The organism is Stutzerimonas chloritidismutans (genome assembly GCF_038562055.1).
Lineage (GTDB): Bacteria > Pseudomonadota > Gammaproteobacteria > Pseudomonadales > Pseudomonadaceae > Stutzerimonas > Stutzerimonas chloritidismutans_A.
The window spans coordinates 490,101-516,278 of the sequence record NZ_JBCFXD010000001.1 but is presented as its reverse complement, the minus strand read 5'-3'; the positions used below and the strand labels follow the sequence as shown (position 1 = coordinate 516,278).

At 61.3% G+C, this 26,178-nt stretch carries 26 protein-coding genes, 1 tRNA gene and 1 pseudogene; 7 read left to right on the top strand and 21 right to left on the bottom strand.

Features of this window, described 5'->3' with window-relative positions; genetic code table 11:
- Nucleotide 1: 1 nt before the first annotated feature.
- The 21 genes and pseudogenes from AAGW23_RS02320 to AAGW23_RS02220 form a co-directional block, all read right to left on the bottom strand.
- The gene (locus tag AAGW23_RS02320) at nt 2–1,081 is read right to left on the bottom strand and encodes an FAD-dependent oxidoreductase (RefSeq protein ID WP_342404740.1); all 1,080 of its coding nucleotides are present in this window, start codon (nt 1,079–1,081) and stop codon (nt 2–4) included.
- A 218-nt stretch (nt 1,082–1,299) separates the two neighbouring features.
- Complete coding sequence (locus tag AAGW23_RS02315) at nt 1,300–2,196, bottom strand: D-hexose-6-phosphate mutarotase (protein ID WP_342404738.1); 897 nt, start codon at nt 2,194–2,196, stop codon at nt 1,300–1,302.
- A gap of 145 nt (nt 2,197–2,341) precedes the next feature.
- Nucleotides 2,342–3,031 (bottom strand): ABC transporter permease, encoded by a 690-nt coding sequence (locus AAGW23_RS02310; protein WP_342404736.1) that lies wholly within the window; start codon nt 3,029–3,031, stop codon nt 2,342–2,344.
- Nucleotides 3,028–3,723 (bottom strand): ABC transporter permease subunit, encoded by a 696-nt coding sequence (locus AAGW23_RS02305; RefSeq protein ID WP_342404735.1) that lies wholly within the window; start codon nt 3,721–3,723, stop codon nt 3,028–3,030. The genes AAGW23_RS02310 and AAGW23_RS02305 overlap by 4 nt, the downstream gene beginning before the upstream one ends.
- A 61-nt stretch (nt 3,724–3,784) precedes the next feature.
- A complete protein-coding gene (locus AAGW23_RS02300) occupies nt 3,785–4,540 on the bottom strand; it encodes an ABC transporter substrate-binding protein (protein ID WP_102836544.1) in 756 nt (251 codons plus the stop codon).
- Between the two features lie 16 nt (nt 4,541–4,556).
- Nucleotides 4,557–5,330 (bottom strand): ABC transporter ATP-binding protein, encoded by a 774-nt coding sequence (locus AAGW23_RS02295; RefSeq protein ID WP_342404734.1) that lies wholly within the window; start codon nt 5,328–5,330, stop codon nt 4,557–4,559.
- A 295-nt stretch (nt 5,331–5,625) separates the two neighbouring features.
- The gene (locus AAGW23_RS02290) at nt 5,626–7,683 is read right to left on the bottom strand and encodes a BCCT family transporter (protein ID WP_342404732.1); all 2,058 of its coding nucleotides are present in this window, start codon (nt 7,681–7,683) and stop codon (nt 5,626–5,628) included.
- Between the two features lie 310 nt (nt 7,684–7,993).
- Nucleotides 7,994–8,950, bottom strand: a complete 957-nt coding sequence (locus tag AAGW23_RS02285) for a DMT family transporter (protein WP_342404731.1) — start codon at nt 8,948–8,950, stop codon at nt 7,994–7,996.
- Nucleotides 8,947–9,519, bottom strand: a complete 573-nt coding sequence (locus AAGW23_RS02280; protein ID WP_342404730.1) for a TetR/AcrR family transcriptional regulator — start codon at nt 9,517–9,519, stop codon at nt 8,947–8,949. Before AAGW23_RS02280 ends, AAGW23_RS02285 begins: the two co-directional genes overlap by 4 nt.
- Nucleotides 9,520–9,652: 133 nt before the next feature.
- On the bottom strand, nt 9,653–9,988 hold the full coding sequence (locus AAGW23_RS02275) for a DUF3325 family protein (RefSeq protein ID WP_342404729.1): 336 nt from the start codon (nt 9,986–9,988) through the stop codon (nt 9,653–9,655).
- Nucleotides 9,981–11,528, bottom strand: coding sequence for a PepSY-associated TM helix domain-containing protein (locus tag AAGW23_RS02270; protein WP_342404727.1), 1,548 nt, complete (start codon nt 11,526–11,528; stop codon nt 9,981–9,983). The genes AAGW23_RS02275 and AAGW23_RS02270 overlap by 8 nt, the downstream gene beginning before the upstream one ends.
- Nucleotides 11,529–11,558: 30 nt before the next feature.
- Entirely contained in the window at nt 11,559–11,900 is a 342-nt protein-coding gene (locus AAGW23_RS02265; protein ID WP_342404726.1) for a hypothetical protein, read from the bottom strand.
- 4 nt (nt 11,901–11,904) lie between these two features.
- Entirely contained in the window at nt 11,905–14,037 is a 2,133-nt protein-coding gene (locus AAGW23_RS02260; RefSeq protein WP_342404725.1) for a TonB-dependent receptor, read from the bottom strand.
- A gap of 141 nt (nt 14,038–14,178) precedes the next feature.
- Nucleotides 14,179–14,673 (bottom strand): thermonuclease family protein, encoded by a 495-nt coding sequence (locus tag AAGW23_RS02255; protein WP_342404724.1) that lies wholly within the window; start codon nt 14,671–14,673, stop codon nt 14,179–14,181.
- Nucleotides 14,674–14,833: 160 nt separating this feature from the next.
- Nucleotides 14,834–15,613: a substrate-binding periplasmic protein gene (locus AAGW23_RS02250; RefSeq protein ID WP_342404723.1), complete on the bottom strand. Its 780-nt coding sequence runs from the start codon at nt 15,611–15,613 to the stop codon at nt 14,834–14,836.
- Nucleotides 15,614–16,052: 439 nt separating this feature from the next.
- A pseudogene (locus AAGW23_RS02245) lies at nt 16,053–16,255 on the bottom strand (Arm DNA-binding domain-containing protein); the annotation flags it as partial.
- Between the two features lie 206 nt (nt 16,256–16,461).
- A tRNA-Phe gene (locus tag AAGW23_RS02240) sits at nt 16,462–16,537 on the bottom strand.
- Nucleotides 16,538–16,698: 161 nt separating this feature from the next.
- Complete coding sequence (locus AAGW23_RS02235) at nt 16,699–16,971, bottom strand: oxidative damage protection protein (RefSeq protein WP_248494158.1); 273 nt, start codon at nt 16,969–16,971, stop codon at nt 16,699–16,701.
- On the bottom strand, nt 16,968–18,050 hold the full coding sequence (gene mutY / locus AAGW23_RS02230; protein ID WP_342404721.1) for an A/G-specific adenine glycosylase: 1,083 nt from the start codon (nt 18,048–18,050) through the stop codon (nt 16,968–16,970). Before mutY ends, AAGW23_RS02235 begins: the two co-directional genes overlap by 4 nt.
- A complete protein-coding gene (locus tag AAGW23_RS02225) occupies nt 18,047–20,272 on the bottom strand; it encodes an AsmA family protein (protein ID WP_342404720.1) in 2,226 nt (741 codons plus the stop codon). Before AAGW23_RS02225 ends, mutY begins: the two co-directional genes overlap by 4 nt.
- A 167-nt stretch (nt 20,273–20,439) precedes the next feature.
- Nucleotides 20,440–20,838, bottom strand: coding sequence for an acetyl-CoA sensor PanZ family protein (locus tag AAGW23_RS02220; RefSeq protein ID WP_342404719.1), 399 nt, complete (start codon nt 20,836–20,838; stop codon nt 20,440–20,442).
- A gap of 231 nt (nt 20,839–21,069) precedes the next feature.
- Between AAGW23_RS02220 and hisB the strand changes: the two genes are divergently transcribed.
- The 7 genes from hisB (at nt 21,070) to AAGW23_RS02185 (ending at nt 26,178) form a co-directional block, all read left to right on the top strand.
- Entirely contained in the window at nt 21,070–21,663 is a 594-nt protein-coding gene (gene hisB, locus AAGW23_RS02215) for an imidazoleglycerol-phosphate dehydratase HisB (protein WP_102836564.1), read from the top strand.
- On the top strand, nt 21,663–22,301 hold the full coding sequence (gene hisH, locus AAGW23_RS02210) for an imidazole glycerol phosphate synthase subunit HisH (RefSeq protein ID WP_148925552.1): 639 nt from the start codon (nt 21,663–21,665) through the stop codon (nt 22,299–22,301). Before hisB ends, hisH begins: the two co-directional genes overlap by 1 nt.
- Nucleotides 22,301–22,561: a DUF2164 domain-containing protein gene (locus AAGW23_RS02205; RefSeq protein ID WP_102836566.1), complete on the top strand. Its 261-nt coding sequence runs from the start codon at nt 22,301–22,303 to the stop codon at nt 22,559–22,561. The genes hisH and AAGW23_RS02205 overlap by 1 nt, the downstream gene beginning before the upstream one ends.
- 101 nt (nt 22,562–22,662) lie before the next feature.
- Nucleotides 22,663–23,406: a 1-(5-phosphoribosyl)-5-[(5-phosphoribosylamino)methylideneamino]imidazole-4-carboxamide isomerase gene (gene hisA, locus AAGW23_RS02200; protein ID WP_342404718.1), complete on the top strand. Its 744-nt coding sequence runs from the start codon at nt 22,663–22,665 to the stop codon at nt 23,404–23,406.
- A 95-nt stretch (nt 23,407–23,501) separates the two neighbouring features.
- On the top strand, nt 23,502–24,272 hold the full coding sequence (gene hisF / locus AAGW23_RS02195) for an imidazole glycerol phosphate synthase subunit HisF (protein ID WP_342404717.1): 771 nt from the start codon (nt 23,502–23,504) through the stop codon (nt 24,270–24,272).
- Nucleotides 24,273–24,364: 92 nt separating this feature from the next.
- The gene (locus tag AAGW23_RS02190) at nt 24,365–25,111 is read left to right on the top strand and encodes an ABC transporter substrate-binding protein (RefSeq protein ID WP_342404716.1); all 747 of its coding nucleotides are present in this window, start codon (nt 24,365–24,367) and stop codon (nt 25,109–25,111) included.
- A gap of 320 nt (nt 25,112–25,431) precedes the next feature.
- On the top strand, nt 25,432–26,178 hold the full coding sequence (locus AAGW23_RS02185) for an ABC transporter substrate-binding protein (RefSeq protein ID WP_342404715.1): 747 nt from the start codon (nt 25,432–25,434) through the stop codon (nt 26,176–26,178).

Sequence of the window (26,178 nt, the reverse complement as noted above, 5' to 3'; positions counted from 1 at the left end):
CTTAGCCCTCGGTGCTGTGCCGTTGCACGAAGCGGCGATCGAGATGATCTTTCAGGCGGCCGAGCACTCGGCCTTCGGCCGCCAGCCCTCCCCAACTGAGCAGCGCCCCGTGCTGGCCGTCAGCCAGCAGCGCGAGGCTGTGCGCCTGGGGGTGATAGTGACGCAGTGGTTGGCCAATCGAGGCACTCGTGAGATTGGTGGCCAGCACACTCGCTTGGCGCACTGCATGGACGCCATTGTGAGCGGCACCGGGCAGGCTGGCGCAATCGCCGCTGGCGAATACATGGGGATGCGAGCGACTCTGTAGTGATGCCGATATCTCGATGAAGCCATGCCGGTCCACACGCAAGCCCGATTCGCGCAGCCAGCCCAGTGGGCTGGGGCCTGTGGCGATGATCAGGCGTCGTCCGCGCCAGCGCACCTGGCCCTCGCCGACGAGGGTGCTGCCATGTACGGTCTGGATCGGGGTGTGCTCATGGACCTGCACCTTGGCTTCCTGCAGGTGCCGCAGTGCCAGCCGTCTGAGGCGAGGCGGGTGGCCGGCAAGCAGATCGTCTGCGCAGAACAGATCGATTGCCGGCACCCGCCCGGCCATGGCCAAGGCCAGTTCCACACCCGCTGCGCCGCCCCCGACTATGCCCAAGGGCTCGGGAATCTCCTGCCACTGTTGCCAGCGGCGGATGAAGTCGGCGAACGGCTTGACCGAGAGTAACTCCATGCCGTCATCGTTCTGTTCCGGCAGCCAGGGCAGTGAGCCCAGGTTCAATGACAGCCAAGTACTGCGCAGCGTCTCGCCGGTAGCCAGCAGCAGCTCTGGCGTCTCAGGAAGCAGCGCCACCAAAGTGCCCTGGATGAATTCCACTTCGGCTGCGGCGCACAGCGTGGGCAGCGCAACGCGGCAGTCGCGGGTCTGGTAATGTTCGGCGATCAGCCCAGGCATCATCCCGGAATACCAGGCGTGCGGTTCGGCCGAGACCAGTCCGATCCGGCCCGCCGGGCGGTCACGGCTGGTCCACTGACGCAGGACCCCAAGGTGGCTGTGTCCGCCGCCGGCCAGCAGAACGTCGAAGTCGGCGTTCATAGCCTTTCAGGCCAAGGCTGACGCAGACGTGGTGCGAATTGGCCGGGACCCGTCTTTAGTGGCGTGGCTTCCATGGCAAAAGTCCTCCAGAGCATTGCGACTGGCCCGCAGGCTTGCATCAGCCCAGTCGTCGAGCGGCTGGGGTGGTACTCGCTTGCAGTATAGATTCAATGCGTCTGGTTGCCCGGATCCTTACTATCGGCAGGCTGCCGGACCGCTCAGACCGTTTCGACGCTGATCGAGACGCCAAGGGTATGGCGTGCGCTGGGTTCAAGCTGGACCGCATCGCCCATGACGTTCGCCGTTTCGATGCACAGCATGCGTTGCCAGGCATCGTCGGCGAATTGCGATAGCCGTTGCGCCTTGGCGATCCAGGGGTTCCACAAAACGGCAGAGCGTGAGCCTTGCGTCTCGAGCATGATTCTTCGCTTTAGGCCTTGATCGAGCAGGCTCAGCCTCAATGGCAGATCCAGATAGATGCGGTCGGTCTCGCCGGCGAACGCCAGGTCGCCCTGTTGCTGTCGCTGCTGCCAGTCTTCCAGGGTTTCGATATAGGGGCATCCGTCCAGGCCCTCGACCGTCACCTGATGGATGTCGCTGATGGTGAAGTAGCTGTGCAAGGCCTGTGACAGGGCGACTGCGGTCTCGCCGCGGTTGTAGCTGGTCAGCGACAGGTGCAGGCCCTTGCTATCCAGACAGACCTGTAGGCTCAGCTCGACGGCATGCGACCAGCCGGGCAGCTCAGGGTTGGCGTTGCAGGTGAACAGTAGCGTGACGCTGTCGGCGTTGCTGTCGCTGCGGGCCATCACCCAGTCGATAGTGCGCACCAGCCCGTGTGCCGGCGCGGGCTGGCTGCCCTGGTAGCTGTCCTGAATCGGCTGTGGGTTGCGCGCCAGATCACCAAACCAGGGCCAGCAGACCGGTACGCCGCCCCGCACTGACTGACCGGATTGAAAGGCGGCTTCCTCGCTGAGCCAGATGATCGGTGGTGCATCGCCTCGCCGATAACTGAGCAGCTGGGCACCTTGTTCGGCGACGACCGCTTCTGCGTCGCCGTATCGAATCCGCCAGCAGGCGAGTTGGTCCTTTTCGATGCGCTGAATATCGGCGGGCATGGGCAGTCTCGTTGGCAAATGGGGAGAGTTGAGACCCTGCCGGCGGCCAGGGATTCCGCAGGCGGGAAGGTGTGACGACTGGAGGGCGCCGCTGCTGCATGGCCCGCGGCGCAAGACGACACGGGCCTCGTTTGGCTCTGTGCGTTTAGCGCCCTTGGCAGGCGTCGACGCGCAGCCAGCGCTCCAGCAGCTTGAAACCCTGCATCAGCACGAAGGCGATGATCAGGTAGATCAGGCCGGCCGTGAGGAACATCTCTTCGTGCATGTAGGTGCGCGCCGCGATCTTACGCGCCATGCCGGTGAGCTCCAGCAGGGTGATGGTGCTCGCCAGGGCGCTGGCCTTGAGCATCAGAATCACTTCGTTGCTATAGGCGGGCAAGCCGATGCGGGTGGCGCGCGGCAGGATGACATGGCGCAGAGCCTGATAGCGGGACATGCCCAGTGCGCGGGCCGCCTCGACTTCACCGGCCGGCACGTTCTGAATCGCGCCGCGCAGGATTTCCGCGATGTAGGCGGCGGTGTGCAGCGTCATCGTAATGATTGCGCACCAGTAAGGATCGCGCAGGAACGGCCACATCCAGCTCTCACGAACGGCCTCGAACTGGGCCATGCCGTAGTAGACAAGGAACAGCTGCACCAGCAGCGGCGTGCCACGGAAGAAGAAAATGTAGCCATAGGGCAGCGCGCGCACCGCAAGCAGGCGCGAGGACCGAGCGATGCCCAGCGGCAGCGCAAGAATCAGACCGGCCACTACTGAAACGCCGACCAGCTGCAGCGTCAGCCAGGCGCCTTCGAGAAAGCCCGGCAGCCACTTGATGAACAGTTCCCAGCTCATGCGGCGCTCCTGACAAAGCCGCGACCGGCACGTCGTTCAAGAAAATACATGCCCGTCATGGCGATCACGGTCAGGCCCAGGTAGATCAGGGCTGCAACGACGAAGAAGGTGAAAGGTTCTTTGCTGGCGGTGACAGCAATCTGCGAGCTACGCATGATTTCTTCCAGGCCGATGACCGAAACCAGTGCGGTGTCCTTCATCAGGATCATGAACAGGTTGCCCAGGCCGGGCAGGGCCAGGCGCCACATTTGCGGCAGGATCAGTCGCAGGAAAATCCGCCGTTTGCCCAGGCCCAGTGCCAGACCGGCTTCGCGATGGCCTTTGGGAATGGCCAGCAGTGCGCCGCGGAACACTTCGGTGGCATAGGCGCCGAAACACAGGCCGAGAGCGATGGTGCCGGCTGCGAAGGGGCTCAGCGCCAGATTCTCGATGCCGAAGATCTCGCCGATGCCGCGCACCAGGCCGATGGTGCCGAAATAGATCAGCAGTACCCAGAGCAGCTCGGGCACGCCGCGAACGATGGTTGAATAGGTGCCGCCCACCCAGCGCAGGGTGGCGTATGGCGAGGTCTTGGCAAGTGCACCAAGCAAGCCCAGCACCAGGCCCAAGGCCAGGGATGCAAGAGCCAGCTGAATGGTCATCCAGGTACCGGCGATCAGCGCCGGACCGAATCCATGAAGGTCGGGAATCATATGGGCTCAAACACCAAAGCCCGACCTACCCATACGGCGGCCGGGCTTTGATTCAGACGGATCAGTAGATGTTGAAAGGGAAGTACTTGGCGTTGATCTTCTCGTAAGTTCCGTCGGCTCGGATTTCAGCCAGCGCCTTGTTCAACTTCTCGCGCAGCTCGTCGTTGCCCTTGCGGACGGCGATGGCGATCTTGTCGTTGTCGAACACCGGCTCACCCTTGAACTCGAAGTCCTTGCCAGCATCGCTCTTCAGCCATTCCCACTGCACGAACGAGTCGGCGAGGATGCCGTCGACACGGCCGGAGGCCAGATCGAGGTAGGCATTTTCCTGGGTATCGTAGAGCTTGATGTCGACCACGTCGTCCATGTTGTCTTCGAGCCAGGTGCCAGCGATGGTAGCCCGCTGGGCACCGATGGTCTTGCCGTCCAGGTAGCTTTCGTCAGTCTTGAAATCGACCGACTTGGGCGCTACGAACTGCAGCTTGTTGGTGTAGTAGTGGTCCGTGAAGTCGACCGCTTGCTTGCGTTCCTCGGTGACCGACATCGAGGCGGCGAGGAAGTCGAACTTGCCGGCGTTCAGCGCCGGGATGATGCCGTCCCAATCGGAGGTCACCACTTCACACTCCACTTCCATCTTGGCGCACAGGGCGTGGGCGATGTCGAGGTCGAAGCCGACCACTTGACCGCTGGCATCAATCAGGTTGAAGGGAGGGTAGGCGCCCTCGGTACCGATGCGCAGCTTGTCAGCGGCAAAGGCGTTGGCGCCGAGCATCAGGGTGGCGGCGGCAGTCAGCAGAATCTTCTTATAGCTTTTCATGCGATGTGTGGCTCCATTAGCGATGGCTGGACATGAACTGTTTACAGCGTGCCGATTGGGGGTTGTCGAACACCTGCTCCGGCGTTCCTTGCTCTTCGACCAGGCCCTGGTGGAGGAAGACCACCTCACTGGAGACCTGCTTGGCGAAGTTCATCTCATGGGTGACCAGCAGCATGGTACGACCCTCATCGGCCAGCGACCGGATCACTGTAAGCACTTCTTGTACCATTTCCGGGTCGAGTGCCGAGGTGGGCTCGTCGAACAGGATCACCTGTGGCTGCATTGCCAGGGTGCGGGCTATCGCGGCCCGTTGCTGCTGACCACCGGAGAGCTGGTTGGGGTAGACGTGACGCTTGTCGGCAATACCCACTTTCGCCAGCAGCGCCTCGGCCGTTTCGGTGGCTTCGGCCTTGCTCTGGCCCAGCACGCGACGTGGCGCCTCGATGATGTTGTCGAGCACGCTCATGTGCGGCCAGAGATTGAAGTTCTGAAATACGAAGCCGAGCTTGCTGCGCATCTGGTTGATCTGCTTGCCATCGGCAGCGACCAGATCGCCGTCTTTGGCGCGTTTGAGGCGCAGCGCTTCGCCTGCGACGATGATCTCGCCCTCATTGGGGTTTTCCAGCAGATTGATGCAGCGCAGAAAGGTCGATTTTCCTGAGCCGGACGAGCCGAGGATCGAGATGACATCGCCGTCGCGGGCGGTCAGCGAGATGCCCTTGAGAACTTCTAGATCGCCGTAGCGCTTGTGCAGATTGCGGATTTCCAGTGCGGGTATGGCCTCGGCCATAGAGCTTCCTCTTCTCGAAACAGGTCATCGCCTGGTCCGTTTCTATGTAAATTGCGCTCCGGCCAACTGCTCGCCGTCCTGGCGAGGCGCAAACCTAGCATGGGAGGGGGCATGCGCCAAGCGCGGCGCGGCCGCGAGTGTTGTGACCGGCCGGTCACTTGGATTGCCGCGGCCGATGTGCCTTTACCTGTATAGATGAAATTGGCCTCGCTTGCCCGTAATAGCCTCAGGCCCGGACAAGTACCTTCGGCCGAGCCCTGGCTGCTGGCCCGGCCGTGTGTCGATGCGAGCGCGGCTAGGAAGGCTCGCTCTTGGGTAGATCGGTATCGCCTGTGAGCATCTCGTCATGCTCGCCCATTTTCCACGGCAGGCTGCCGGGCGAGATGTGCAAGAAGTGCAGGTACTTCTCGAACTGATCGAGGATGTCGCTGATGATGTCGGCCTGGTCATAGCCATAGATGTCGTAGTGCTGACCGCCGCGTCGTAGGAAGACCTCTGCCCGGAAGTACTGCTCGTCAGTGTCCGGCCCCTCGGACAGGGCGAACGCTGGCATGGCGTACCCGACTGCACGGATCTCATAGACGAAATCCACTTGATCCTCTTTGATCACTTCCAGATACACCCGCGAATTAGCCTCGTCGGCGTGCACTTCGGCCGTCCATTCCTGGCCGCCAAGCTCGCGCTGCACTCGGCGCATGGCCTTGAGTACGGTGCTGCCCATGAATGCGTCGACCTGCTCTCGGTCAGGGAAGCTGACCAGGCCGGCCAGGCGCTTCTTCCACAGGCCGGGACCAGCATTGCTCGCCAGTCGACTGCTCTGCATATGGTTCTGCAGGCTGGTTTCATGGTGCCCTTCGATCACCAGTGCGCGCCACATGCCCAGCGCCGCGATCATCATGATGATGGCGAAGGGCAGCGCACTGGCAATGGTCATGGTTTGCAATGCGCTGAGTCCGCCCGCCAGCAACAGCGCGGAGGCCACCACGCCCTCGATACTGGCCCAGAACACCCGCTGCCACACCGGCGTATGGCTAGCGCCACCGGCTGCCAGGGAGTCGATCACCAGCGAGCCGGAGTCGGATGAGGTAACAAAGAAGGTGATGATCAATACCACCGCCAGAAAGGAGGCGATGGAGGTCATCGGCAGCAGCTCGAACAGTTTGAACAGGGCGATGGCGTTGTCGGCCTGCACGTCGGATATCAGCGAGGTATAGCCCTCGACCATGATCAGATGCAGGGCGGTATCGCCGAATACCGAGAACCAGAGAAAGGTGAAGATGGTCGGCACGAACATCACGCCGAAGACGAACTGGCGAATGGTCCGCCCGCGACTGATCTTGGCGATGAAGAGGCCAACGAAGGGCGACCAGGCGATGGTCCAGCCAAAGATGAACAGCGTCCAGTTGCCGATCCAGTCGCTGCGGCTGTAGGCCTGCAGGTTGAAGGTCCGCTCGATGATGTTGTTCAGATAGCTGCCGGTGTTCTGCAGGAAGGTCTCGAGGATAAAGATGCTCGGCCCGACCAGAAATACAAACACCATCAGCCCGATCGCCAGGATCATGTTCAGCAGCGACAGGTTCTTAACGCCTTTGTCCAGGCCGGCGACCACCGAGCAGATCGCCAGGCCGGTGATGATCGCGATGGCGATGATCTGGACGTTGATGCTGATCGGTATCGAGGGCCAGAGGTAGTTGACGCCCGCATTGATCTGGGTGACTGACAATCCGAGTGTCGTGGCGATGCCGAACAAGGTGCCGAGAATCGCGAACACATCTACCACGTGCCCGATCGGGCCGTAGATGCGCTCGCCGATGATCGGGTAGAGCGCCGAGCGCATGGACAGCGGCAGGCCATGGCGGAACGAGAAATACGCCAGGACCAGCCCGGTCAGTCCGTAAATCGCCCAGATGTGGAAGCCCCAGTGGAAAAATGCTATCTGCATGGCCTGCTTGGCGGAATCAACCGTTTCCGCCGCGCCCGCTGGTGGCGACGCATAGTGCAATACAGGCTCGGCGACGCCGAAAAACAGCAGCGCGATGCCATACCCTGCTGAAAACAGCATCGCAAACCAGGCCGGAAAGCTGTACTGCGGCTCGGCATGGTCGGGACCCAGCTTGATGCTGCCCCAGGGCGTCATGGCGATGCCGACGATGAACACCAGAAAGAACGCCACCGACAGCATGTAAAACCAGCCGAAATTGGTGGTGATGAAGGCCAGCGTAGAGCTGAACACCTCGCCGGCCAGATCCGGGTTGCTCATCGTGCCTATGACGAGAAGGAGCGTGACGACCACGGCGGGGATGAAGACGGGGAAAAGGATGATGGCCTTGGGTAGCTTTTTGTTTGCTTCCATGTGTTTTCTGGCCTCTGGCTGGCTGGAAACGGGGTACGGAAACGCGCTTGGAGTCCTCTAAGCGAAACCGATATCAGAAGGGTAGACGGCGTTTAGCCAAGGAATACTCACCAGAAATTGCGGTTGCGGGGCGTTTAGGGCTCAAGGGGAGGGCCAGCCCTCTGCCGGATGGACGCGCTTTCCCGAGCCCAGTAGCCCAAGCCGAGCTCTCGCCGCTGGTTGGGCTCCCAGAGGTGTGCCTGGCGGCGCGCCGCAGGAGAGTGTGCCGAGATCCCGGCGCGCCTCGTTGGCTCCAACTACCCCGGCTGCGTCAAACCGCCATGCTCTTGATGCGCGATTGCCTGCTGTAAAACGCCTGAATAGCCCACACAACGCCTATGAACAGCATCCCTGTGCCAGCCGCTTCGGCAGTAGACGGCCAGCGCTGTGTGATCAGCAGACCCAGTGCAGTCGCGTAGAGGGTTTCACTGGCGATCAACTGACCGCTGAGCGCGAGCGGTAGCCGACGAGTTGCGACTGACCATGCCCAGGCAGCGGCAAGTGTGGCGCCTAGGCCTTGGACCATTCCACTGATTATCAGCGCCTGGGTTCCGGCCACCTCGCCTGGCTGGATGGCGAAATTGGATAGCTCCAGGTAGAGCCCTAGCGGGATAAATATCAGCATTTCAATGGCGCAACTGAAGATCAGCATGGCTGACCACAGCATCGGTGACATCTTTGGACGTTGGGCCAGGGCACTTTCATTGAACAGGCCGAACCCCGTCCAAAATGCTATAGCTAACAGTGACGCAAGAAGCCCAAAGAGTATTGAGCCTGCTGGGCGGTCCACCATCGCCCCGCTCGCGTTGAATACGCTGTAGTTGACCAGTCCGATGCCTAGGGCTGCCATTACCAGCGGGCCGGCAATCGCGCGCCAGGGAATGCTGGAGCTTCGCAAGTTGGCCGCAATGGCGAGCACGATAGGTACGCAACCCATCATGACCGGAGGAATCACCGGACCGGCAGCCATTACCGCTGTCGTGATCAGAAAGAAGAAGCCGATATAACCCAGGAAGCCCAGCAGCGCCGCCCAGGCCCAGTCGTTCAGCCGCAATTGGCGAACTTCGCGACGATAGACAAACAGCACTATTGCGCTACCCACGCCGGCAAAGGCGTAGCTCACCACGGCCAAATCGAAAATGCTGTAATCGCCGACCAGTTGCGGAAAGACAAAGAGCAGTGACCAGGAAAAGGTTGCAGCGATTGCTGCCAGCAGGCCAAGTGTCATGCGCTTTGCTCCTGTGATTCTTGTTGTTGGATCCAGCTGTGAGCCATCCGGCGGGCCGTATCGAATACTGGTGTGTCCTGGCTCATTGAGCCGCTGACAAAACACCCCTCAAGCAAGATAAACAAGCCTTCAGCTGCTACATCAGGGTCTCGTACGCCTGCGCGCGCGGCCAGTGCTGAAAGGTGCTCGCGAATCCCCTGTTTATGCCGACTGACTGCCAGGCGCACAGGGTGGTCCGGCTGCGGGAACTCAGCCGCACTGTTGACAAACAAGCACCCGCGCCCGCTGTCTCGTAAAAGGAAACGCTGATAGAGGTCGAAAAACGCAAGCATGCCGCTGACCGGGTCGGGTTGCTTCGCCAAGGTGCGCGCGACCTCTTCGCGCCAGCGCCGGTCGCGCTCATCAAGACAGGCCACTATCAGAGAATCTTTGGAAGGGAAGTGGCTATAAAGCGTCATCTTCGTCACGCCGGCTGACGAGGCGATGGCCGTCACCCCAGTGATATGCACGCCGTGTGATAGGAACAGTCTCAGCGCCGCATCAATCAAGCGCATTCTGGTTTTGTCCATAGTGCAGGTCTCAGCGTGGTGACAGCTGAAACTATACTGACCGGTAAGGTTGGGGGTTGCCCAAATACGACCTGGGTTCTGGCTGTTACGACACGGACACGAAATGGTGGAGGGACTTTGGTGTCGGCGCGGCTCAGTGGGTATTTCCGGCGGTTCGGGAGCGCCTCAGCAACAGGCGCAGCCAGCCGGGCTTCCAACTCAACGTCAATGACAACGTGTACGCGGAGGCGCTGACCAGCAGCGCCCAGAGCACCGCACCTAAACCGCTGCCCTGTACCTCCAGCAGGCGGATCAGCGCCGCGGTAAGGCACGTTGCCGCCACGAACAATCGAGCAAACTGACCCGCAAGCGAGGCTGCCCGGGCAAGCGGATCGACAGCCTTGCGATGCGGCGCCTGGCAGAGTGCAAGCAGGGCGAAGGCGACATAGCAAAGCGCAAATGCCAACATCGAGGCGAGCAGTTCAGGCATGAGGCGGCTCGATGCGTGAAGGGTGCGGGGGGAGTGGTGCGCAGATCTGGGCCCTTCGAATTCTTCGTGACGCCAGCAGGCAGAGCCCAGCGAGTACCAGCAGCATCATGTCCATGCCTGCAACAGCGGCAGACCCGGAAAACAGGCTGAGCGGCAGTACAAAAGCGGTGGTGAGTGCATTAAGCGCCACCGCTGTAACAGCCAGTACAGCGGCGCATTGCAATTGCTGGCGCCACGCCTGCGCCGGGTAGCACGCAGCGTGGGCCAGTGCCAGAAGCCAGCTCAGGTAAAACGCCCAAATCTCCAGCTCAGCGCGACTGTGGCCAAACCACTCACAACCAGCGGGGAGCAGCCGGTTTGTGACGAAGAAAACCAGCGTCGCGATAATCAGTCCTGCGCCGGCCGTCACGCTCACAGCGTCGACCACCCGTGCGCCAATGCGCCCCTGGCGTTCATGCCTGGCGCGCCGTGAGCCGGACCAGAACAGCAGACCGGTGCCGATCAACACGCAGCCACTCATGCCGCCGATGAAGTAGAGCCAGCGCAGCGTCCAATGGTCGAACTGAATGAAATGCAGGCCCGTCAGAAAGCGCTGCACCCCAGCCACGGGGGCGGCCGAGTGCTGGTGTAGCAGCTCACCCGTTGTGCCGTCGAACGTCAGCCGATCGGCATTCATCGTCACCTCGTTGGCATGGGCGCGGCGAATTTCGACATAGGCGTTACGGTCGCCGGGATGCCAGACGCGTACGAAGTAAGCTTGGCCAGGCGTGCCGCTGCTTTCCCAAACGCTCTTTGCGCGCGTCAGCATGCTGTCTAGCGAGGCGATTTCTGCGGTCAGTCCAGACGCCGGGCGTGAATAGTTACCCAGTGCCTCCAATTGGAGCTGCGACCGGCCTTGTGGGTAGAGGGCCTGGGTGATTCCCGGAAAATAGATCGAATAGAAAATGATCAAACCCGACAGGGTTATGACGACGTGAAACGGTAAGACCAGCACACCGGTCAGGTTGTGCAGATCCAGCAGTCTGCGTTGCAACCGCTTGCGCGGCCGAAACGTGAAGAATTCGGCGATAAGCTTCCGATGCGCCACGACGCCGGAGGTCAGCAGCACCAGCATGCCCATTCCAGCCGCGCCAACCAGCCAGTAACCGATGCTGCGCCAGCCCAGGTGTAGGCTGAAGTGGAAGGGAAAAATGAACCGGGTGCCGCCCCAGCTGCCCTGGTCGGCCAACAGCTCACCGGTACGCGGATCGATATGACGGCGCACGGCCCCTTGTTGTGGGCGCTGATAGTCAAGCTGAAGCGTCGGCACGCGCGGAGTCGGCAGGCTGATGCTCCAGACTGGAGCGTCCTGCGCCAGTTGGCGCGCATGAGGGACGACGAGCTGGTCAAGCGAGAACGCTGAGGGAGGCGGCGCAAGGCGCGTACCCGGTTGCATCCAACGGTCGATTTCCCGATCAAAGACTGAGAGGGAGCCGGTCCAGAAAATGGCCAGAAGCAAGCCGCCCAATAGCACGCCTGCCCAGGTATGGAGCCATGACATCGACTGCCGAAAGCCGCTACCAGGCGCCATTCAGTCTGCCCCCAGCAGGGGAGCTAGCCATTGGCTTAGTGCCCCTCCGATCAGGATGCCCGTCAGCAGCAGCGCCCAGACCCGCCAGAGTCTGGGCTCGCTGAAACTCCAGATGAGCAACACGAGGTAGAGGATAAAGCCCAGCATTGCCGCCAGGATTACCGCTTCGCTGCGCGCGATGCTGCCAAACAGGACCAGCAGTTGCGCGCTTGCCGAGGCTAGCGCGACCGTGCAGGCATAGCCGCCACCAATGGACGATACAACACGCAGCGCCAGGCTGGCGCGGCGTGGCCATCGATGGTTGGAAACTTGCCTATCAGGCTTTGTCGCGGCTGCGGCCATGGCCTCAGAAACTGACCTGATAACCGAGGGTAAAGGTGCGTCCGCGGCCGTTGAACACTCGCCCGTTGCGGGTCAGGTCCGAGCCGGTATTGGCCGCCTGCGAGTAGTAGGTCAGGTAGTCCTCGTTGAACAGGTTCTCGATCCCCACGCGGGCTTCGCCGACCGGCAGGCGATACCCCAGCGTGGCATCGACCAGGGTGTACCCATCAAAATCCAGCCCAGGCTGGTCGAAGCTCCTGCTGGCGTAGTGGTTGGCCTGCAGCAGGCTGTGCAGCTTGTCGTTCCAACGGGCCTGCCAGGCAATGCCGTAGCGATCCGGCGAGATGTTCGCACCATTCAGGTCGGTATCGACCTTGCCGTCATCGTCAGTATCGGACTGGCCGTTGACCTGTGCATACATCAGCTTCAGGCGGTGCGCCTCGGTGATCTGCCAGCCACCGGTGAACTCGATGCCATCGATTACGGTACGCTCGCGGCGAACCTGATAGACCCCACCCACGCTGTCCAGACGCGATCCGAGTTCGGCATCCGACTCGTAGTAACTGATCTCGGCGTCGAACGGGCCATGATTCAGGCGAAGGCCGATTTCACGGTTTTCGGTGACGACCGGTTGCAAGTCGAGGAAGTTGTCGACGCTGGTGTCCGGCGTGCCGATGCCCCGCAGCACGCGTCCGACATCCGGCATGCCGAAGCCTTCCGAGTAGTTGGCGAACAGTTGCGCCCAATCATTCATCTGCCAGACCACACCGGCGTTGTAGAGCGTTTCCTCGAAGGTCGGGTTGCCCCCTTCCACATCGACACTACCCACCGGTTTGGTCGATGCAATGGTGCGGAAGCTGTCGACGTCGAGATTGGCGAACTCATGCCGCACACCGGCATGCAAGGTCAGTTGGTCGAGCGCGCGGATCTCGGCTTGGAGGAACGGCGCATAGTTGCGGAACACCGTTTCTGGCACCCATTCCCGATCAGTGAGAATAAGCTGCTGGCTGGTGGTGTCCTGCAGCACATCGAGTCCGCCGGTAAGCATCAGGCGGTTGTCGAGCATGCCGTCGCGGCTGACGGTCAGCTTGCCGCCGATCTTGTCCGATTCGTTCTGCGATTGGTCAAACAACGTTCCCGCCGGCGCGATGCTGGGGTCCTGGAAGGTGGCATTGGTGCCGCCACCGAAGCGGGCGCGAAATCGCTGGGTATAAAGCTGCAGGCCCAGTTCATTGCCGTAAAAATCGGCATGCTTGTAGGACAGGCTGGTGGCCAGTGTTTCGTTCTGAGGAGCCTTGCCCTGCGGGTCGCCTTTACGCGAGGTCGCGGGAATCTCAGCGTTGGCGTTACCCGGTACGTTGACGTACTCGTGTTCGCCTTCGACTTCGTAGCGATTGATCATCAAGCCGATGTTCTGGTTGTCATCCAGCCAGTAGCCGAGTTTGAGCAGCAGGTCGGTGCCGGTCGAATCCATCACGTCGCCCTGAGTGTCGTCGACGCCGATCAGATCCCCATTGGCGTCGTAGAACATGCCCTGGGTCTGCCAACTGGCGGCGGCGAGGTAATCGAGGTCGCCCTGGGTGCCTTCGACACGGTAATCAAGCTTGTAGCCCAGCCCTTCGGACTCGTAATCGCCGGGTGCGGTAAAGCTGACGCCTGCGTGCTGGCGCAGTGCGCCGCTGGCCGGGCGGCGGGTGACATAGTTGATGATGCCGCCGGTAGCGCCCAGGCCATGCTCAGCACTGGCGCCATGGATGACTTCGATGCGCTCGACCATCGACAGGTCGATCACATACCCGTCGCGCTGGCTGTCGCGAAGCGGCGTGGACTGGGGCACGCCGTCGATGAGAATCAGCGCCGAGCGGCCGCGAAACGTCTCGCCGGCGCTGCTCATCTTCTGCCTGCTGGGCGAATAGGACGGGATCAGGTTGCTCAGCACTGCGCCATGATCCGAGGTGATCGCCAGCTGTTGCTCAATCTGCTCACGGCTGATCACCGTGATTTTCTGTGGCGTCTTGCCAGCCTCGCTGCGCGCGCGCGTTGCGCTGATCGTGACTGCTTCGAGCTCTGTCGCTTCATCTGCCGCAGCGACTGGCAGGGACGATAGGGAAAGGGCTGCAAGAGCGATAGACAAGTACAGGCTGGTTTTGCAAAACACGTGAAGCTCCCGATGTTGGATTTGTTCAGGGAGCGCAAATGTAAACTAAACGCAAATTACTTGCATTAAGATATGGGTTTCCCGTATCCCTTGCTGCGGTTAAGGTCGTTTCGCAAGTTGTCATCTCGGCTGAACGTCCAGCTAAGGCGAAGCGGGGCGGCGGTTCTTGCGCGTCTGCTCGCGAGATTCCCATGCTGGTGGTTGTTCGGTCTGGTGCAATGACCACAGGCCGCGCCGGAACTCCCGCGCGACCGCCTCCAGGTCGAGCAGCCTGCGGTCGTCCAGGTGACCACGATGCGCCCAGGCGGCGCCCACCCTGACCAATTCAGAATTGACGTCGATGTTGCCAACGCTGACTTGCGCCAGGGTCCGCCCCAGATCATCGCGGCGCTTGACTTTGAGCGTCACATTTTTGCCGATGATGTGGCTGGAGAGCGCTTGCCGGGCCTGAATGCCATAGGGCTGCTTTAGCGCCGGGGTATCGATTTCCGCCAGCCGAACCCTGAGGCGGTCGCCCATGTTGGTCTGGCAGCTGAAAGTATTGCCATCGGCAATGCCGATCACCCGGCAGTCGAACGATTCGGCAGAGGCAGGCATGGCAGTGATGAGCAGAGCGGCAAGCAGATAGCGCAGCATGAGAGCATCCATGCGGTTCGGGGCGGGCGAGGGTAGCAGGCTGGTCGACGCCCTAATCGGCGCCAGGTCTCAGATGGTTCGTCTGCGCTGGCGAAATGGCGGCCGGTCACGCATGGCGAGAAGTACGCCGAACCGCCGCTGGCCAGGGCGTGCGCAACGCTCAGAAGGCGGCTTCGAGCTGGTACCGGCGCAGGATCTGCGGCACCGTGCCATCGGCTATTGCCGCATCCAGCACCTGCTCGAAGGCTTCGAACTGAGCTGCACTCACCGTCTTGCGCGAGAGACCGATGCCGTAGCGGATCGGGCCCATCTCCCCAGCCTCACGCACACCGGCAAGACGCTCTTCCTCGATCAGATGCCAGGCGACATCCTGATTGAGCACCGCCAGACCGTCCACGCCGAAGCGGCCGGACTGCAGCATGCGCAAGAGTCGGCGATTGTTGGTAGTCAGGTGCAGACGTACGTCAGGCACTCGCTTGAGGCGCTCGGACAGCACATAAGAAGTGCCAGACGGGCCATAAACGCCAACCAAATGTCCCGCCACATCAGTTGGTCGATTGAAGACGAAGCTGCTCTTGGTCTGGGCGAAAACACTGTAGCGAGAAGTGACCAGCATCCGGCTGATATGGAACATCTGCTCGCGCTGCGGTGAAGGTGTCAGTGTGAATATTCCGTCCACCAGTCCCTGTTCGGCCAGACGGAATGCGCGCTGCCAGGGGTACAGCTCAATCGTGCACTGGTGCTGCAAGCGTGCGCAGATCGCATGGACCACCTCCACAAACGGACCGGCCGCGGCAACGCCTTTGGTTTCGCTGACCGGCGCGTCAGCCGGATAGGTGAACGGGGGGAAGTCCTCGGTCACGAAGCGCCACTGCGCCGCGCTGGCCGGGGCGGCGCTCGACAACAGCCAGATCAGCAGAATCAACAGAATCCTGTGCACCTTTCGACTCCTTGCGTTGTGGGGCATTCCATGGCAGTTCGACGCGGCCGGACCAATTCAGCTCAGCTCTCGCGTCGTTAGCATCAGCCTAGCTCAGAAAGAAGTCGTAGCGATGAGGTGATAAGGCCTGGCGGTGCGCGCGGGCGCCCCACTTCCTAACTGAATCGCCCGGTCAGGCGGGTGGGAAGTGCTCTTTCGCTCCGTCTCGCTCCGTCGAGCTAGGCCAGCCAAAACTGTCAAGCCTTGCGCGTGATGCTCACCACGTTGGCAGCAGCACATAGCGCGTCTATCGAGTAGGCCCAGGCATACATCAGTCGGGTGGCGTAAGGGCGGCCTGATCATTCGGTCGCCTCAGGTAGTACAGGGCGACGCCGCTATGGGTAACGCCGTCTTCATCGGTCAGCATCACCCGTTCGGTGTGGGTGGGGTGCCCAGCGGTGCGCTTCTGGCGGGTTTTCTGAAGCGTGATGGCAGGACAGACACCAAGTGCCAGCATCGTTGCTTACCGTCAAAGCGGTAGCTTTAGCGCCACAGCTTGGAGTCAGCTTGCGCCACTTCCAGACACAAGCCGTTGGCGTCCGTCAGCCGGTAAAGCTTTTCCTTCGGCTGGGCGGTGCGGATAGTGTTATCGGATAAGGCCATTGCAACTCCCTCGCAAGCCGCGCCATTCGGGCGTCCCGTCGTGTCGCCGTGAGTAGTTTTCTAGACCGAACCGTCTCTACTCTGGATCTGCGCACAATTGTTGGGCTTACCGGGAAGCATAGGGAATTGCAAGCAACAAAAAACCCGCACGGGGCGGGCTTCTTGTGGGCTTTCGGGTGGTTTTGGCACCACCTGAAATTAATAGATGGTGCCCAGGGACGGAATCGAACCGCCGACACGGGGATTTTCAATCCCCTGCTCTACCGACTGAGCTACCTGGGCAACGGGGCGCTATTAGACGGATTTGGGGTTTGCCTGTCAAGCGTGGCTTTGAAAAATATTTAGCTAGAACGGGCATTTAGCGATATATGCGGGCGGTTTTGCCTCTAGGTGAGGTAGCAAACCTTGGCGCTGGCTCTTGCTGCGCCAAAGTTGCGAATACCTTACTCGCTCGGTGGCACGTAGCCTTCGGCCTGGGCGTATTCTTCGCCGGAGAGATATTTGTCCATCTCGGCCTGCAGGAATTTGCGGTCCTCGGCGTTCATCATGTTCAGCCTGCGCTCGTTGATCAGCATGGTCTGGTGCTTCTGCCAATCGTCCCAGGCTTTCTTCGAAACGTTGTTGTAGATGTCTTCGCCCTTGGCGCCGGGATAAGGCGGGCGCTCCAGGCCGGGCAGTTCTTCTTTGTACTTGCGGCAGTTCACGGTGCGGGTCATGACATCTCTCCTGCGTTCAATTCGGCGGCGGCGCGCTTGAGCAGCGTCTTCACCGGGGCGGCGAGCCCCAGTCGCGGCGGGGTGGCGAGGTTATACCAGAGCCAGTCCGGCTCGGCCACGGCGCCGACTTCTGACTTGACTCTGATCAGCCAAGGCTCGATGGACAATTGAAAATGACTGAAGGTATGGGTCAGGGTGGGAAGCTCGCGGCGCTGCTGCAGCTGCAGGGCGTGACGTGCGGCGAGTGGGTCGAGCGCTGTCAGATCGTCCAGTTCCGGCAGGCTCCAGAGCCCGCCCCAAAGTCCTGTAGGAGGGCGGCGATAGAGCAGTATGGCGCCCTCATGGTTGGCCAGCAGCGGCATTAGGGTGCGCTTGCGCGGTAATGTCTTGCGCGGCTTGGGAGTTGGATACTCGGTCTCGCGACCCAGCAGGTGGGCGCGGCAGCCAGTCTTCAGTGGGCAGAGCAGGCAGCTGGGTTTGCTGCGCGTGCAGAGTGTCGCACCCAGGTCCATCATCGCCTGGGTGTAATGGTTGACTCGTGTTTGCGGGGTCAGCCGCTCGGCCACGTCCCATAGCTGCCGGGCTACCTTTGGCTCGCCGGGATAGCCCTCCAGCGCGGCATAGCGGGCCAGCACGCGCTTGACGTTGCCGTCCAGGATCGGTGCGCGCAGACCCATGCTCAGGCTGGCAATGGCGCCGGCAGTGGACCGTCCGATACCAGGCAGCTCGGCCAGCTGTTCCACGTCTTGCGGAAATTCACCGGCGTGATCGGCGACGATCAGTTTGGCGGTCTTGTGCAGGTTGCGGGCGCGGCTGTAGTAGCCCAGGCCAGTCCATAAATGCAGAACTTCGTCCTCAGCGGCGCTGGCCAGGGCTTCGACGGTGGGAAGCGCTGCCATGAAGCGGTCGAAGTAGGTGAGCACGGTACTGACCTGTGTCTGTTGCAGCATGATCTCCGATACCCACACACGGTAGGGGGTGATGCCTTGCTGCCAGGGCAGATCCTTGCGCCCGTGGCGGTCGTACCAGTCGAGAACGGCGACGCCGAACTGCGCGTCGCTTAATGCTTGCTGGCTCATCGATTGAACAGGCCTTTGAGTGCGTCTTTCAATTCAGGACTGACCTTGTCGCCCAGCTTCTCTTCGATGGTTTCGTTGAGCTTGTCTCCGGCGAGCCGGGCGGCGATTTTGCCGAGGCGATCATTATCGAAGCGGCAGGCCTTGGCGCCCAATTCGAGCGGGCCGCGGCAGCGCAACGGCCATTCGATACCGACATACCGTTCATTGACCGCACAGGCCGGGTCAGGCATATCGCCCTTGTCACCCTCGATCACGAGGCCGATACGGTAGTCCATGCCGAGCACGCGCAGGTCAACATCGCCGTCGCCGTTCACCGTGAGACCGGGAATGCTGACTTTCAGGTCGGGGTTACTGGCGACGCCGTTGCGCAGGGTCAGGTTGCCTTTTAGCTCGCGGAATGGCGTGTCCTTGCCGCGCGGCTCGCTGCTCAATGGCTTGCGGTTGAGGGTGGCAATGGCGCGACAAAGCTGCTGCTCGAGGTTGGCATCGACGAGGATACCGTTGTCGATAATGAAGCCGATCTTGCCGTTGAGGTTGTCGATCCAGGCTTGCTGGCTGTTGCCCTGGGTGCGGATGTCGCTGTCCAGGTTGAGCAGGCCCTTGATCACCACCTGTTCACCCTGGCTTTGCAAAAGGCCTTCGATGGGGACGCGGGCCAGGCGGGTCTGGGCGGTAATCAGTGGCACCTGCGGTCGGACATCGAGACTGGCTGAGGCTTCAACTCGGCCGTTGTAGAGCCCACCGCGCAACTGCTCCAGCGTCAGCAGCCCGCCCGCGGTGCGCGCTTTGAGCGCAAAGTTGTCGACCGGCAGCTTCATTGCAGTGAGGTTGTCGATGCTCAGGTTGACGCGCGTGTCCAGATTGCGCAGGGCGCTGACCGGCAGAGCGGTGGCGGTGCTCCAGGCGTGCTGGGTCGGCTTGTCAGGAAGCGGCGTAGTGCCGTTACCGATGACTGCCGCTTGGGTCGCTTTGACTTCGCTTTCACGCGCGGCGCTGGCAGGGTCTTCCTTGGCTTGCGGTGGCAAATAGCGGTCGAGGTTCAGCTGGTCCCCGCTCAGGTCGACTCGCAATGCTTGCTTGGCAAAATCACTGACTGCGATCTGGCCGGTGAAGGTACTGCCGTCCACATTCAGTTTGATCTCTTCAAAAGTCAGGCTGGTCGCGGTACCGGCCAAGCGGGTTACCAGCTCGGCTTCGCTCAGGGCGGTGCTATCTGCCATGGCCGGAAGCTGTTGGCCGATGCTCTCGAGGAATTCGCGCAGGTTGAATTCGGCGATCGACAATGCGCCAGTGATTTTTGGCTCGTCCTGCAGATCACGGGCCTTGAGTTCGCCAAGACCACGCAGTTGATTGGCCGTGAACTTGAGGCTGGTCCACTCGGCGATATCGGCAGCCAGGTCGGCCAACAGCTGGCCCTGGGCGCTGAACGAGAGCGTCTTGCCCTGCAATGGCTCGCCAGAGGCCTCGCCGCTCAAGCGCAGATCCTCGAGCTGATAGCGCTGCAGCTTGGTATCGAAGCGCAACGCCCCCTGCAATTCGGTACGCGCGCGCATGACCGGCTTGTTGCTGCCGAAAAAGGCGTTGAGCTTGATTGGAATAGAAGTGGCTTCGCGAATGGCGCCCGTGGTCAGTTCGATGCCTTCGGCGCTGAACTGCTGTCCGGTCTGTGCATCATGGTAGGTCACTCGTGCGTCGCTGATGGTCAGGCTGTCGATGTCCAGTTGCAACGGGCGCCTGGCGTTATCGGCCGTCTGCTCGTCATCCCCAGGCTCGGCGGCTTCTGCGGGTGGCGTTGCGTCTGATGGCGTTTCGCTAGTGGCCGGGCGGCCCACGCCTTCCCAGTTACCACGTCCCTGCTCGTCGCGGTTAAGTGTCAGGTTCAGCCCATTGAGAGTGATGTCGCTCATCTCCACTTCGCGACTTAGCAACGGCAGTACCCGGACCGACAGCCCCAGCATGCGCAGATCGGCGAAGGGCTGTTCGGGTGTCTGCACGCTGGCCAGGGTGGTGTCGTGCAGTTCGAGGCCGAGCCACGGGAACAGGCTCCAGCCGATATCGCCGGCGATGTTCAGTTCGAGTCCGGCCTTGTCGCGAGCGAGTGTGCGGATCTCGTCTTTGTAGTCGTTAGGGTCGAACAGATGGGTCAGGGCAAAGCCCAATGCGACGATGAGGAGCAGCAACCCGAGGATTACCAGGCCCAGGATCTTGCCGAGCGCTTTCATGGACAGGTCCTTTGTGTTTGGCATTTCAAAAGCAGCGAGTATAGCGTCACGAACCACGGCTTTTTGCCGTGGCTGGCGTTGGAGTGGTTACCTGCGCCTGGGTTCCTGTGTGCGATGGCGGTGCTGCCAGAGGACTATGACAGTCGGGGGAGAAACGTTGGCAGGGCTTATATCGCGTCCAGCGGGAGATGTGCCCGTGCGGCCAATGCTTGAGCCTCCAGCTGGTCTGCCGGTGCCGCCAGGTGCAGATCCTGCCCGGCTTCACTGGCCAGACGCCGACTTTCTTCGAGGATGCGCGCACCTACGCCCCGACGGCGAGTGAGCTTACGTACGCACAAGTGCGACAGACGCCAGTTGGGCGAGCCTCGTTGCAACAGGGCGGCACCGAGCAGCCGGTCATTGAAACGACCCGCGATCAGGCTGTGGTCGGCCAACCCGGCGTCGATCAGGGCCGTGGCATCTGCGTATGGCGTCAGGAGCCAGGCAGGGGCGTCGGCGAAGATTTTCGCCAGATCGATACGGTCCTGCTGGCTGGGCTCGGTTACGGCTTCAACGAAAACGGGCATGTTGACCTGGCTGTTGTGGTGAGTGACGGAAAGGATAACCGTGCCGGCTCTGCGACGCACGACAGCGCAGCCGATAGGCCGGCCGGTGAGTCGTTGAGCGGTCAGCCTCCGTGCTGCTCGACCAGCCAGCCGGCGGTTTGCAGCAGCCGAGCCGCTGGGCGCGTATCGACGAGGGTAGGTTTGGGCCTATAATGCGGCTCATTTTTCGCCCCACGATCAGCGGAGCTGTTGATGTCCGAACGTACGGCTTGCGTAGAGCGCAACACCCTGGAAACCCAGGTCAAGGCCACCATCAACCTGGACGGCACCGGCAAGAGCCGCTTTGCCATCGGCGTGCCGTTTCTCGAGCATATGCTCGACCAGATCGCCCGCCACGGCTTGATCGATCTGGACATCGAATGCCAGGGCGATTTGCACATTGATGACCACCACACCGTCGAAGACGTTGGCATCACCCTCGGCCAGGCATTCGCCAAAGCTGTTGGCGACAAGAAAGGCATGACCCGTTACGGGCATTCCTACGTGCCATTGGATGAAGCGCTGTCGCGCGTGGTGATCGACTTTTCCGGGCGTCCGGGTCTGCAGATGCATGTCCCCTACACCCGCGCCAGCGTGGGCGGCTTCGATGTCGATCTGTTTCAGGAATTCTTCCAGGGCTTCGTTAACCACGCCTTGGTGACCCTGCACATCGACAACCTGCGCGGGCACAACACCCACCACCAGATCGAGACCGTGTTCAAGGCGTTCGGCCGCGCGCTGCGCATGGCGGTGACGCTGGATGAGCGCATGGCCGGGCAGATGCCGTCAACCAAAGGTTGCCTGTAATGCAGACCGTCGCAGTCATCGATTACGGCATGGGCAACCTGCATTCGGTCGCCAAGGCGCTCGAGCATGTGGGTGCCGGTCGGGTGCTGATTACCAGCGATGCCCAAGTCATTCGCGAAGCCGATCGCGTGGTGTTTCCCGGCGTCGGCGCGATTCGCGATTGCATGGCTGAAATCCGCCGGCTGGGCTTTGACGAGCTAGTCCGTGAAGTCAGCGTCGATCGGCCGTTCCTCGGCATCTGCGTGGGTATGCAGGCACTGATGGAGCGCAGCGAAGAGAACGGCGGCGTCGATTGCATTGGCCTGTTTCCCGGTCAGGTGCGTTTCTTCGGCAAGGATCTGGAAGAAGACGGCGAGCGCCTCAAGGTGCCGCACATGGGCTGGAACCAGGTCGAGCAGGCTGTCAGCCATCCGCTCTGGCACAACATTCCCGCCGATGGCCGCTTCTATTTCGTGCACAGCTACTACATCGAGGCCGGTAATCCGCGCCAGGTGGTTGGCCGTGGCCATTACGGCAAGGATTTCGCCGCCGCGCTGGCCGACGGTTCGCGCTTTGCCGTGCAGTTCCATCCCGAAAAGAGCCATACCCACGGCTTGCAGCTGCTGCAGAACTTCGCTGCCTGGGATGGCCGCTGGTAATGAGCCGGGCGAAGCTCAAGGCGCCGGTCTTGGCACTGGATTCAGCTCAGGAACAGGCCGCGCAGCAGATCATCAAGCGCTTTCTGGAAGACCGCTTCGAGTTGGAACTGGGTTCATTCGAGGCGCAAGAAGTGCTCGATCTGTTCGCTCGCGAGATCGCTCCGCTGTACTACAACAAGGCGATCTTCGACGTGCAGACGCACCTGAAAGAGCGCTTCGAAAGCATCGAAAGCGACCTGTGGGCGCTCGAGAAAAACTAGCGGCAGCGGCAGGCTTCTGCTGACGTTGCCAGAAATAGATACGCAGGCATGTTCGCCCCTATCGGCTTGCAGCCTGCCGCTCGTTTGACGAAGGAAAAAGCATGCTGATCATTCCCGCCATCGATCTCAAGGACGGCGCCTGTGTGCGTCTGCGTCAGGGCCTGATGGACGACGCCACGGTGTTCTCCGACGACCCGGTGGCCATGGCCGCCAAGTGGGTAGAGGCTGGCTGCCGTCGCCTGCACCTGGTCGATCTCAACGGCGCCTTCGAAGGCCAGCCGATCAATGGTGAAGTGGTCACCGCAATCGCCAAGCGCTATCCAGACCTGCCGATCCAGATCGGTGGCGGCATCCGCTCGCTGGAAACCATCGAGCACTACGTTCGCGCTGGCGTCAGCTACGTGATTATCGGCACCAAGGCGGTCAAGCAGCCGGAGTTTGTCGGCGAGGCCTGCCGCACTTTTCCGGGCAAGGTGATCGTCGGTCTGGATGCGAAAGATGGCTTCGTGGCCACCGATGGCTGGGCTGAGGTCAGCAGCATGCAGGCCGTCGATCTGGCGCGGCGTTTCGAGGCCGATGGCGTTTCGGCCATCGTCTACACGGACATTGCCAAAGACGGCATGATGCAGGGCTGCAACGTCGAAGCCACTGTGGCGCTGGCCAATGCCAGCCGCATCCCGGTGATCGCCTCTGGCGGCATTCACAACATTGGTGACATCCAGAAGCTGCTCGACACCAACACGCGCGGGATTGTCGGCGCCATCACCGGTCGGGCGATCTATGAGGGCACGCTCGATGTCGCCGAGGCGCAGGCGCTCTGCGATCTGAAGTACAAGGACGAATAAGCCGTAGGGCGGACAACGCTTCGCTTGTCCGCCGTGCATCCGGTGACCCGGTGGACAACGCTGCGCGGTTGTCTACCCTACGAGAGAGATCGACCATGGCCTTGGCCAAACGCATCATCCCCTGCCTCGACGTGGACAACGGCCGCGTGGTCAAGGGCGTCCAGTTTGAAAACATCCGCGATGCCGGTGATCCGGTGGAAATCGCCCGGCGCTACGACGAGCAGGGCGCCGACGAGATCACCTTCCTCGATATCACTGCCAGCGTCGACCACCGCGACACTACGCTGCATACGGTCGAGCGCATGGCCAGCCAGGTCTTCATTCCGCTGACTGTCGGCGGCGGTGTGCGCTCGGTGCAGGATATTCGCAACCTACTCAACGCTGGCGCCGACAAGGTATCGATCAACACAGCCGCGGTGTTCACGCCGGAGTTCGTTGGTGAAGCCGCTGATCGGTTCGGCTCGCAGTGCATCGTCGTTGCCATTGATGCCAAGCGGGTTTCCAAGCCGGGTGAAACTCCGCGCTGGGAAATCTTCACTCACGGCGGGCGCAAGCCCACAGGGCTCGACGCCGTGCTGTGGGCGCAGAAGATGGAAGCGCTGGGGGCTGGCGAAATCCTCCTGACCAGCATGGACCAGGACGGCGTCAAGAGTGGCTACGATCTGGGCGTCACTCGGGCGATCAGCGAAGCGGTGCACATTCCGGTGATCGCCTCTGGTGGCGTCGGCAATCTGCAGCATCTGGCCGATGGCGTTCTCCAGGGCAAGGCCGACGCGGTGCTGGCCGCAAGCATCTTCCATTTCGGCGAGTACACCGTGCCGGAAGCCAAGGCCTACATGGCCAGCTGCGGCATCGTGATGCGCTGATCCAGCGTGTCTCAGACTGCTCAGAGCTGCACTTAAATCATCCAAGGACACAGCCGCCACATACCGCGGCTGCCGCAACAAGGAGCCACGCCATGTTCAAGAACACGCTGTTGACGCTGGCCGCCAGCCTGTCGCTGATTGCTTCTGTCGCACAGTCTGCGCCGGAACCGATCAACCTGCTCACAGAAAACTTCCCGCCCTACAACATGGCTGTCGATGGCAAGAATTTCGCACGTGACGAAAACATCACCGGTATTGCCGCCGACATCGTTCGCGAAATGTTCCAGCGTGCGGGTGTGGAGTACACGCTGACGCTTCGTTTCCCGTGGGAGCGCATTTACAAGATGGCTCTGGAGATGCCGGGGTATGGCGTATTCGTCACTGCCCGGTTGCCGGAGCGGGAAGAGCTCTTCAAGTGGGTGGGGCCGATCGGCCCGGACGACTGGGTGCTATTGGCCCGGGGCGACAGTGCAATCGAGGTCAGCAATCTCGAGCAGGCCGGCCAGTACCGCATCGGCGCCTACAAAGGTGATGCGATTGCCGAACACCTTGCGGCGCAGGGGTTGGAGCCGTCGCTGGCGCTGCGTGACCAGACCAACGTGGACAAGCTTCAGAGCGGCGCGATCGACCTCTGGGCCACCGGTGACCCGGCTGGGCGCTACCTGGCCAAGCAACAAGGCGTAAACGGCCTAAAGCGGGTGCTCAAGTTCGACAGTGCGGAGCTCTATCTGGCACTCAACAAAGGTGTTCCTGATGAGACCGTAGCCAGGCTGCAGGCCGCCCTGGAGCAGATGCGCGCTGACGGCACGCTAGACAGTATTCAAGGTCGTTATCTGTAAGCGGTCTGCACAGCCGCATCTCAGCCTGTTCCGATTCGTAGCGTTGTCGCGCCCCAGCGCCCCGTTTCGGAACGCTATGCTGAACCTCCTCAGCTTGCCATGAGGAGGCGCTTTCCATTTCGCCCGTCGCGCAGCTTAAGGCGCTGGGATGATGGCAATATGATCTTCAAGTTTGTGCAGTCCGTCCCATTTTGGCTACAGCCCAGCTATGACTGGTGCGCAAGTTGCTAAACATAAAAGGTGCGACACAAGCATGGGCGCTGCTAGGCAGTTGTCAGCGTTGTGTCGCCTGGGGATGTTTTGCATACGGGGAGGGCGCGATGAGACGAATTCTAGTAGCCGGGCTGTTGCTGGTGATGGCCGCCTCGGCCAAGGCAGCACTGCCTGAAGACTACAAGGTGGTGCTACTGACCGAGAACTTCCCGCCTTTCAATATGGCAGCGGACGGCAAGAACTACGCAGCAGACCACAACATCAGCGGGATCAATGCCGAGATCGTGCGCGAGATGTTCAAGCGTGCCGAGATCGATTACAGCCTGACGCTGCGTTTCCCCTGGGAACGTATCTACAACCAGGTCCTGGAGCATCCCGATCAGGGACTGTTTTCTACCACCTATACGCCCGAGCGTGAGCCGTTGTTCAAATGGGTCGGCCCGCTGGCCAGTACCGGATGGGTGCTGCTGGCCCCGGCTGGCAGTCCGATGCGGCTGAGTTCGCTTGAGCAGGCTAAGCAGTACCAGGTCGGCGCTTACAAAAACGACGCGGTTAGCCAGCACTTGGAAAGCAAGGGTTTCGAGCCGATCAACTCACTGCGCGACCAGGAAAACATCGGCAAGCTGCTCAAGGGGCAAATAGATCTCTGGGCCACGACCGACCCGGTCGGGCCCTATCTGGCGAAGCAGGAGGGGGTGAGCGGTCTGACCACGGTGTTGCGTTTCAACGACGCGCAGTTGTTTCTTGCGCTGAATAAAGAGACGCCGGATGAAGTCGTCTCACGGTTGCAGAAAGCGCTGAATGAGATGAAGAGTGACGGCGCCATCGATGCCATCATGCGTCGCTATCTCTGA

Bases quoted from the DNA above. Each gene is read 5' to 3' on its own strand.
- AAGW23_RS02320 (WP_342404740.1), bottom strand. From the start codon at position 1,081: ATGAACGCCGACTTCGACGTTCTGCTGGCCGGCGGCGGACACAGCCAC.
- AAGW23_RS02315 (WP_342404738.1), bottom strand. From the start codon at position 2,196: ATGCCCGCCGATATTCAGCGCATCGAAAAGGACCAACTCGCCTGCTGG.
- AAGW23_RS02310 (WP_342404736.1), bottom strand. From the start codon at position 3,031: ATGAGCTGGGAACTGTTCATCAAGTGGCTGCCGGGCTTTCTCGAAGGC.
- AAGW23_RS02305 (WP_342404735.1), bottom strand. From the start codon at position 3,723: ATGATTCCCGACCTTCATGGATTCGGTCCGGCGCTGATCGCCGGTACC.
- AAGW23_RS02300 (WP_102836544.1), bottom strand. From the start codon at position 4,540: ATGAAAAGCTATAAGAAGATTCTGCTGACTGCCGCCGCCACCCTGATG.
- AAGW23_RS02295 (WP_342404734.1), bottom strand. From the start codon at position 5,330: ATGGCCGAGGCCATACCCGCACTGGAAATCCGCAATCTGCACAAGCGC.
- AAGW23_RS02290 (WP_342404732.1), bottom strand. From the start codon at position 7,683: ATGGAAGCAAACAAAAAGCTACCCAAGGCCATCATCCTTTTCCCCGTC.
- AAGW23_RS02285 (WP_342404731.1), bottom strand. From the start codon at position 8,950: ATGACACTTGGCCTGCTGGCAGCAATCGCTGCAACCTTTTCCTGGTCA.
- AAGW23_RS02280 (WP_342404730.1), bottom strand. From the start codon at position 9,519: ATGGACAAAACCAGAATGCGCTTGATTGATGCGGCGCTGAGACTGTTC.
- AAGW23_RS02275 (WP_342404729.1), bottom strand. From the start codon at position 9,988: ATGCCTGAACTGCTCGCCTCGATGTTGGCATTTGCGCTTTGCTATGTC.
- AAGW23_RS02270 (WP_342404727.1), bottom strand. From the start codon at position 11,528: ATGTCATGGCTCCATACCTGGGCAGGCGTGCTATTGGGCGGCTTGCTT.
- AAGW23_RS02265 (WP_342404726.1), bottom strand. From the start codon at position 11,900: ATGGCCGCAGCCGCGACAAAGCCTGATAGGCAAGTTTCCAACCATCGA.
- AAGW23_RS02255 (WP_342404724.1), bottom strand. From the start codon at position 14,673: ATGCTGCGCTATCTGCTTGCCGCTCTGCTCATCACTGCCATGCCTGCC.
- AAGW23_RS02235 (WP_248494158.1), bottom strand. From the start codon at position 16,971: ATGACCCGCACCGTGAACTGCCGCAAGTACAAAGAAGAACTGCCCGGC.
- mutY (WP_342404721.1), bottom strand. From the start codon at position 18,050: ATGAGCCAGCAAGCATTAAGCGACGCGCAGTTCGGCGTCGCCGTTCTC.
- AAGW23_RS02225 (WP_342404720.1), bottom strand. From the start codon at position 20,272: ATGAAAGCGCTCGGCAAGATCCTGGGCCTGGTAATCCTCGGGTTGCTG.
- AAGW23_RS02220 (WP_342404719.1), bottom strand. From the start codon at position 20,838: ATGCCCGTTTTCGTTGAAGCCGTAACCGAGCCCAGCCAGCAGGACCGT.
- hisB (WP_102836564.1), top strand. From the start codon at position 21,070: ATGTCCGAACGTACGGCTTGCGTAGAGCGCAACACCCTGGAAACCCAG.
- hisH (WP_148925552.1), top strand. From the start codon at position 21,663: ATGCAGACCGTCGCAGTCATCGATTACGGCATGGGCAACCTGCATTCG.
- AAGW23_RS02205 (WP_102836566.1), top strand. From the start codon at position 22,301: ATGAGCCGGGCGAAGCTCAAGGCGCCGGTCTTGGCACTGGATTCAGCT.
- hisA (WP_342404718.1), top strand. From the start codon at position 22,663: ATGCTGATCATTCCCGCCATCGATCTCAAGGACGGCGCCTGTGTGCGT.
- hisF (WP_342404717.1), top strand. From the start codon at position 23,502: ATGGCCTTGGCCAAACGCATCATCCCCTGCCTCGACGTGGACAACGGC.
- AAGW23_RS02190 (WP_342404716.1), top strand. From the start codon at position 24,365: ATGTTCAAGAACACGCTGTTGACGCTGGCCGCCAGCCTGTCGCTGATT.
- AAGW23_RS02185 (WP_342404715.1), top strand. From the start codon at position 25,432: ATGAGACGAATTCTAGTAGCCGGGCTGTTGCTGGTGATGGCCGCCTCG.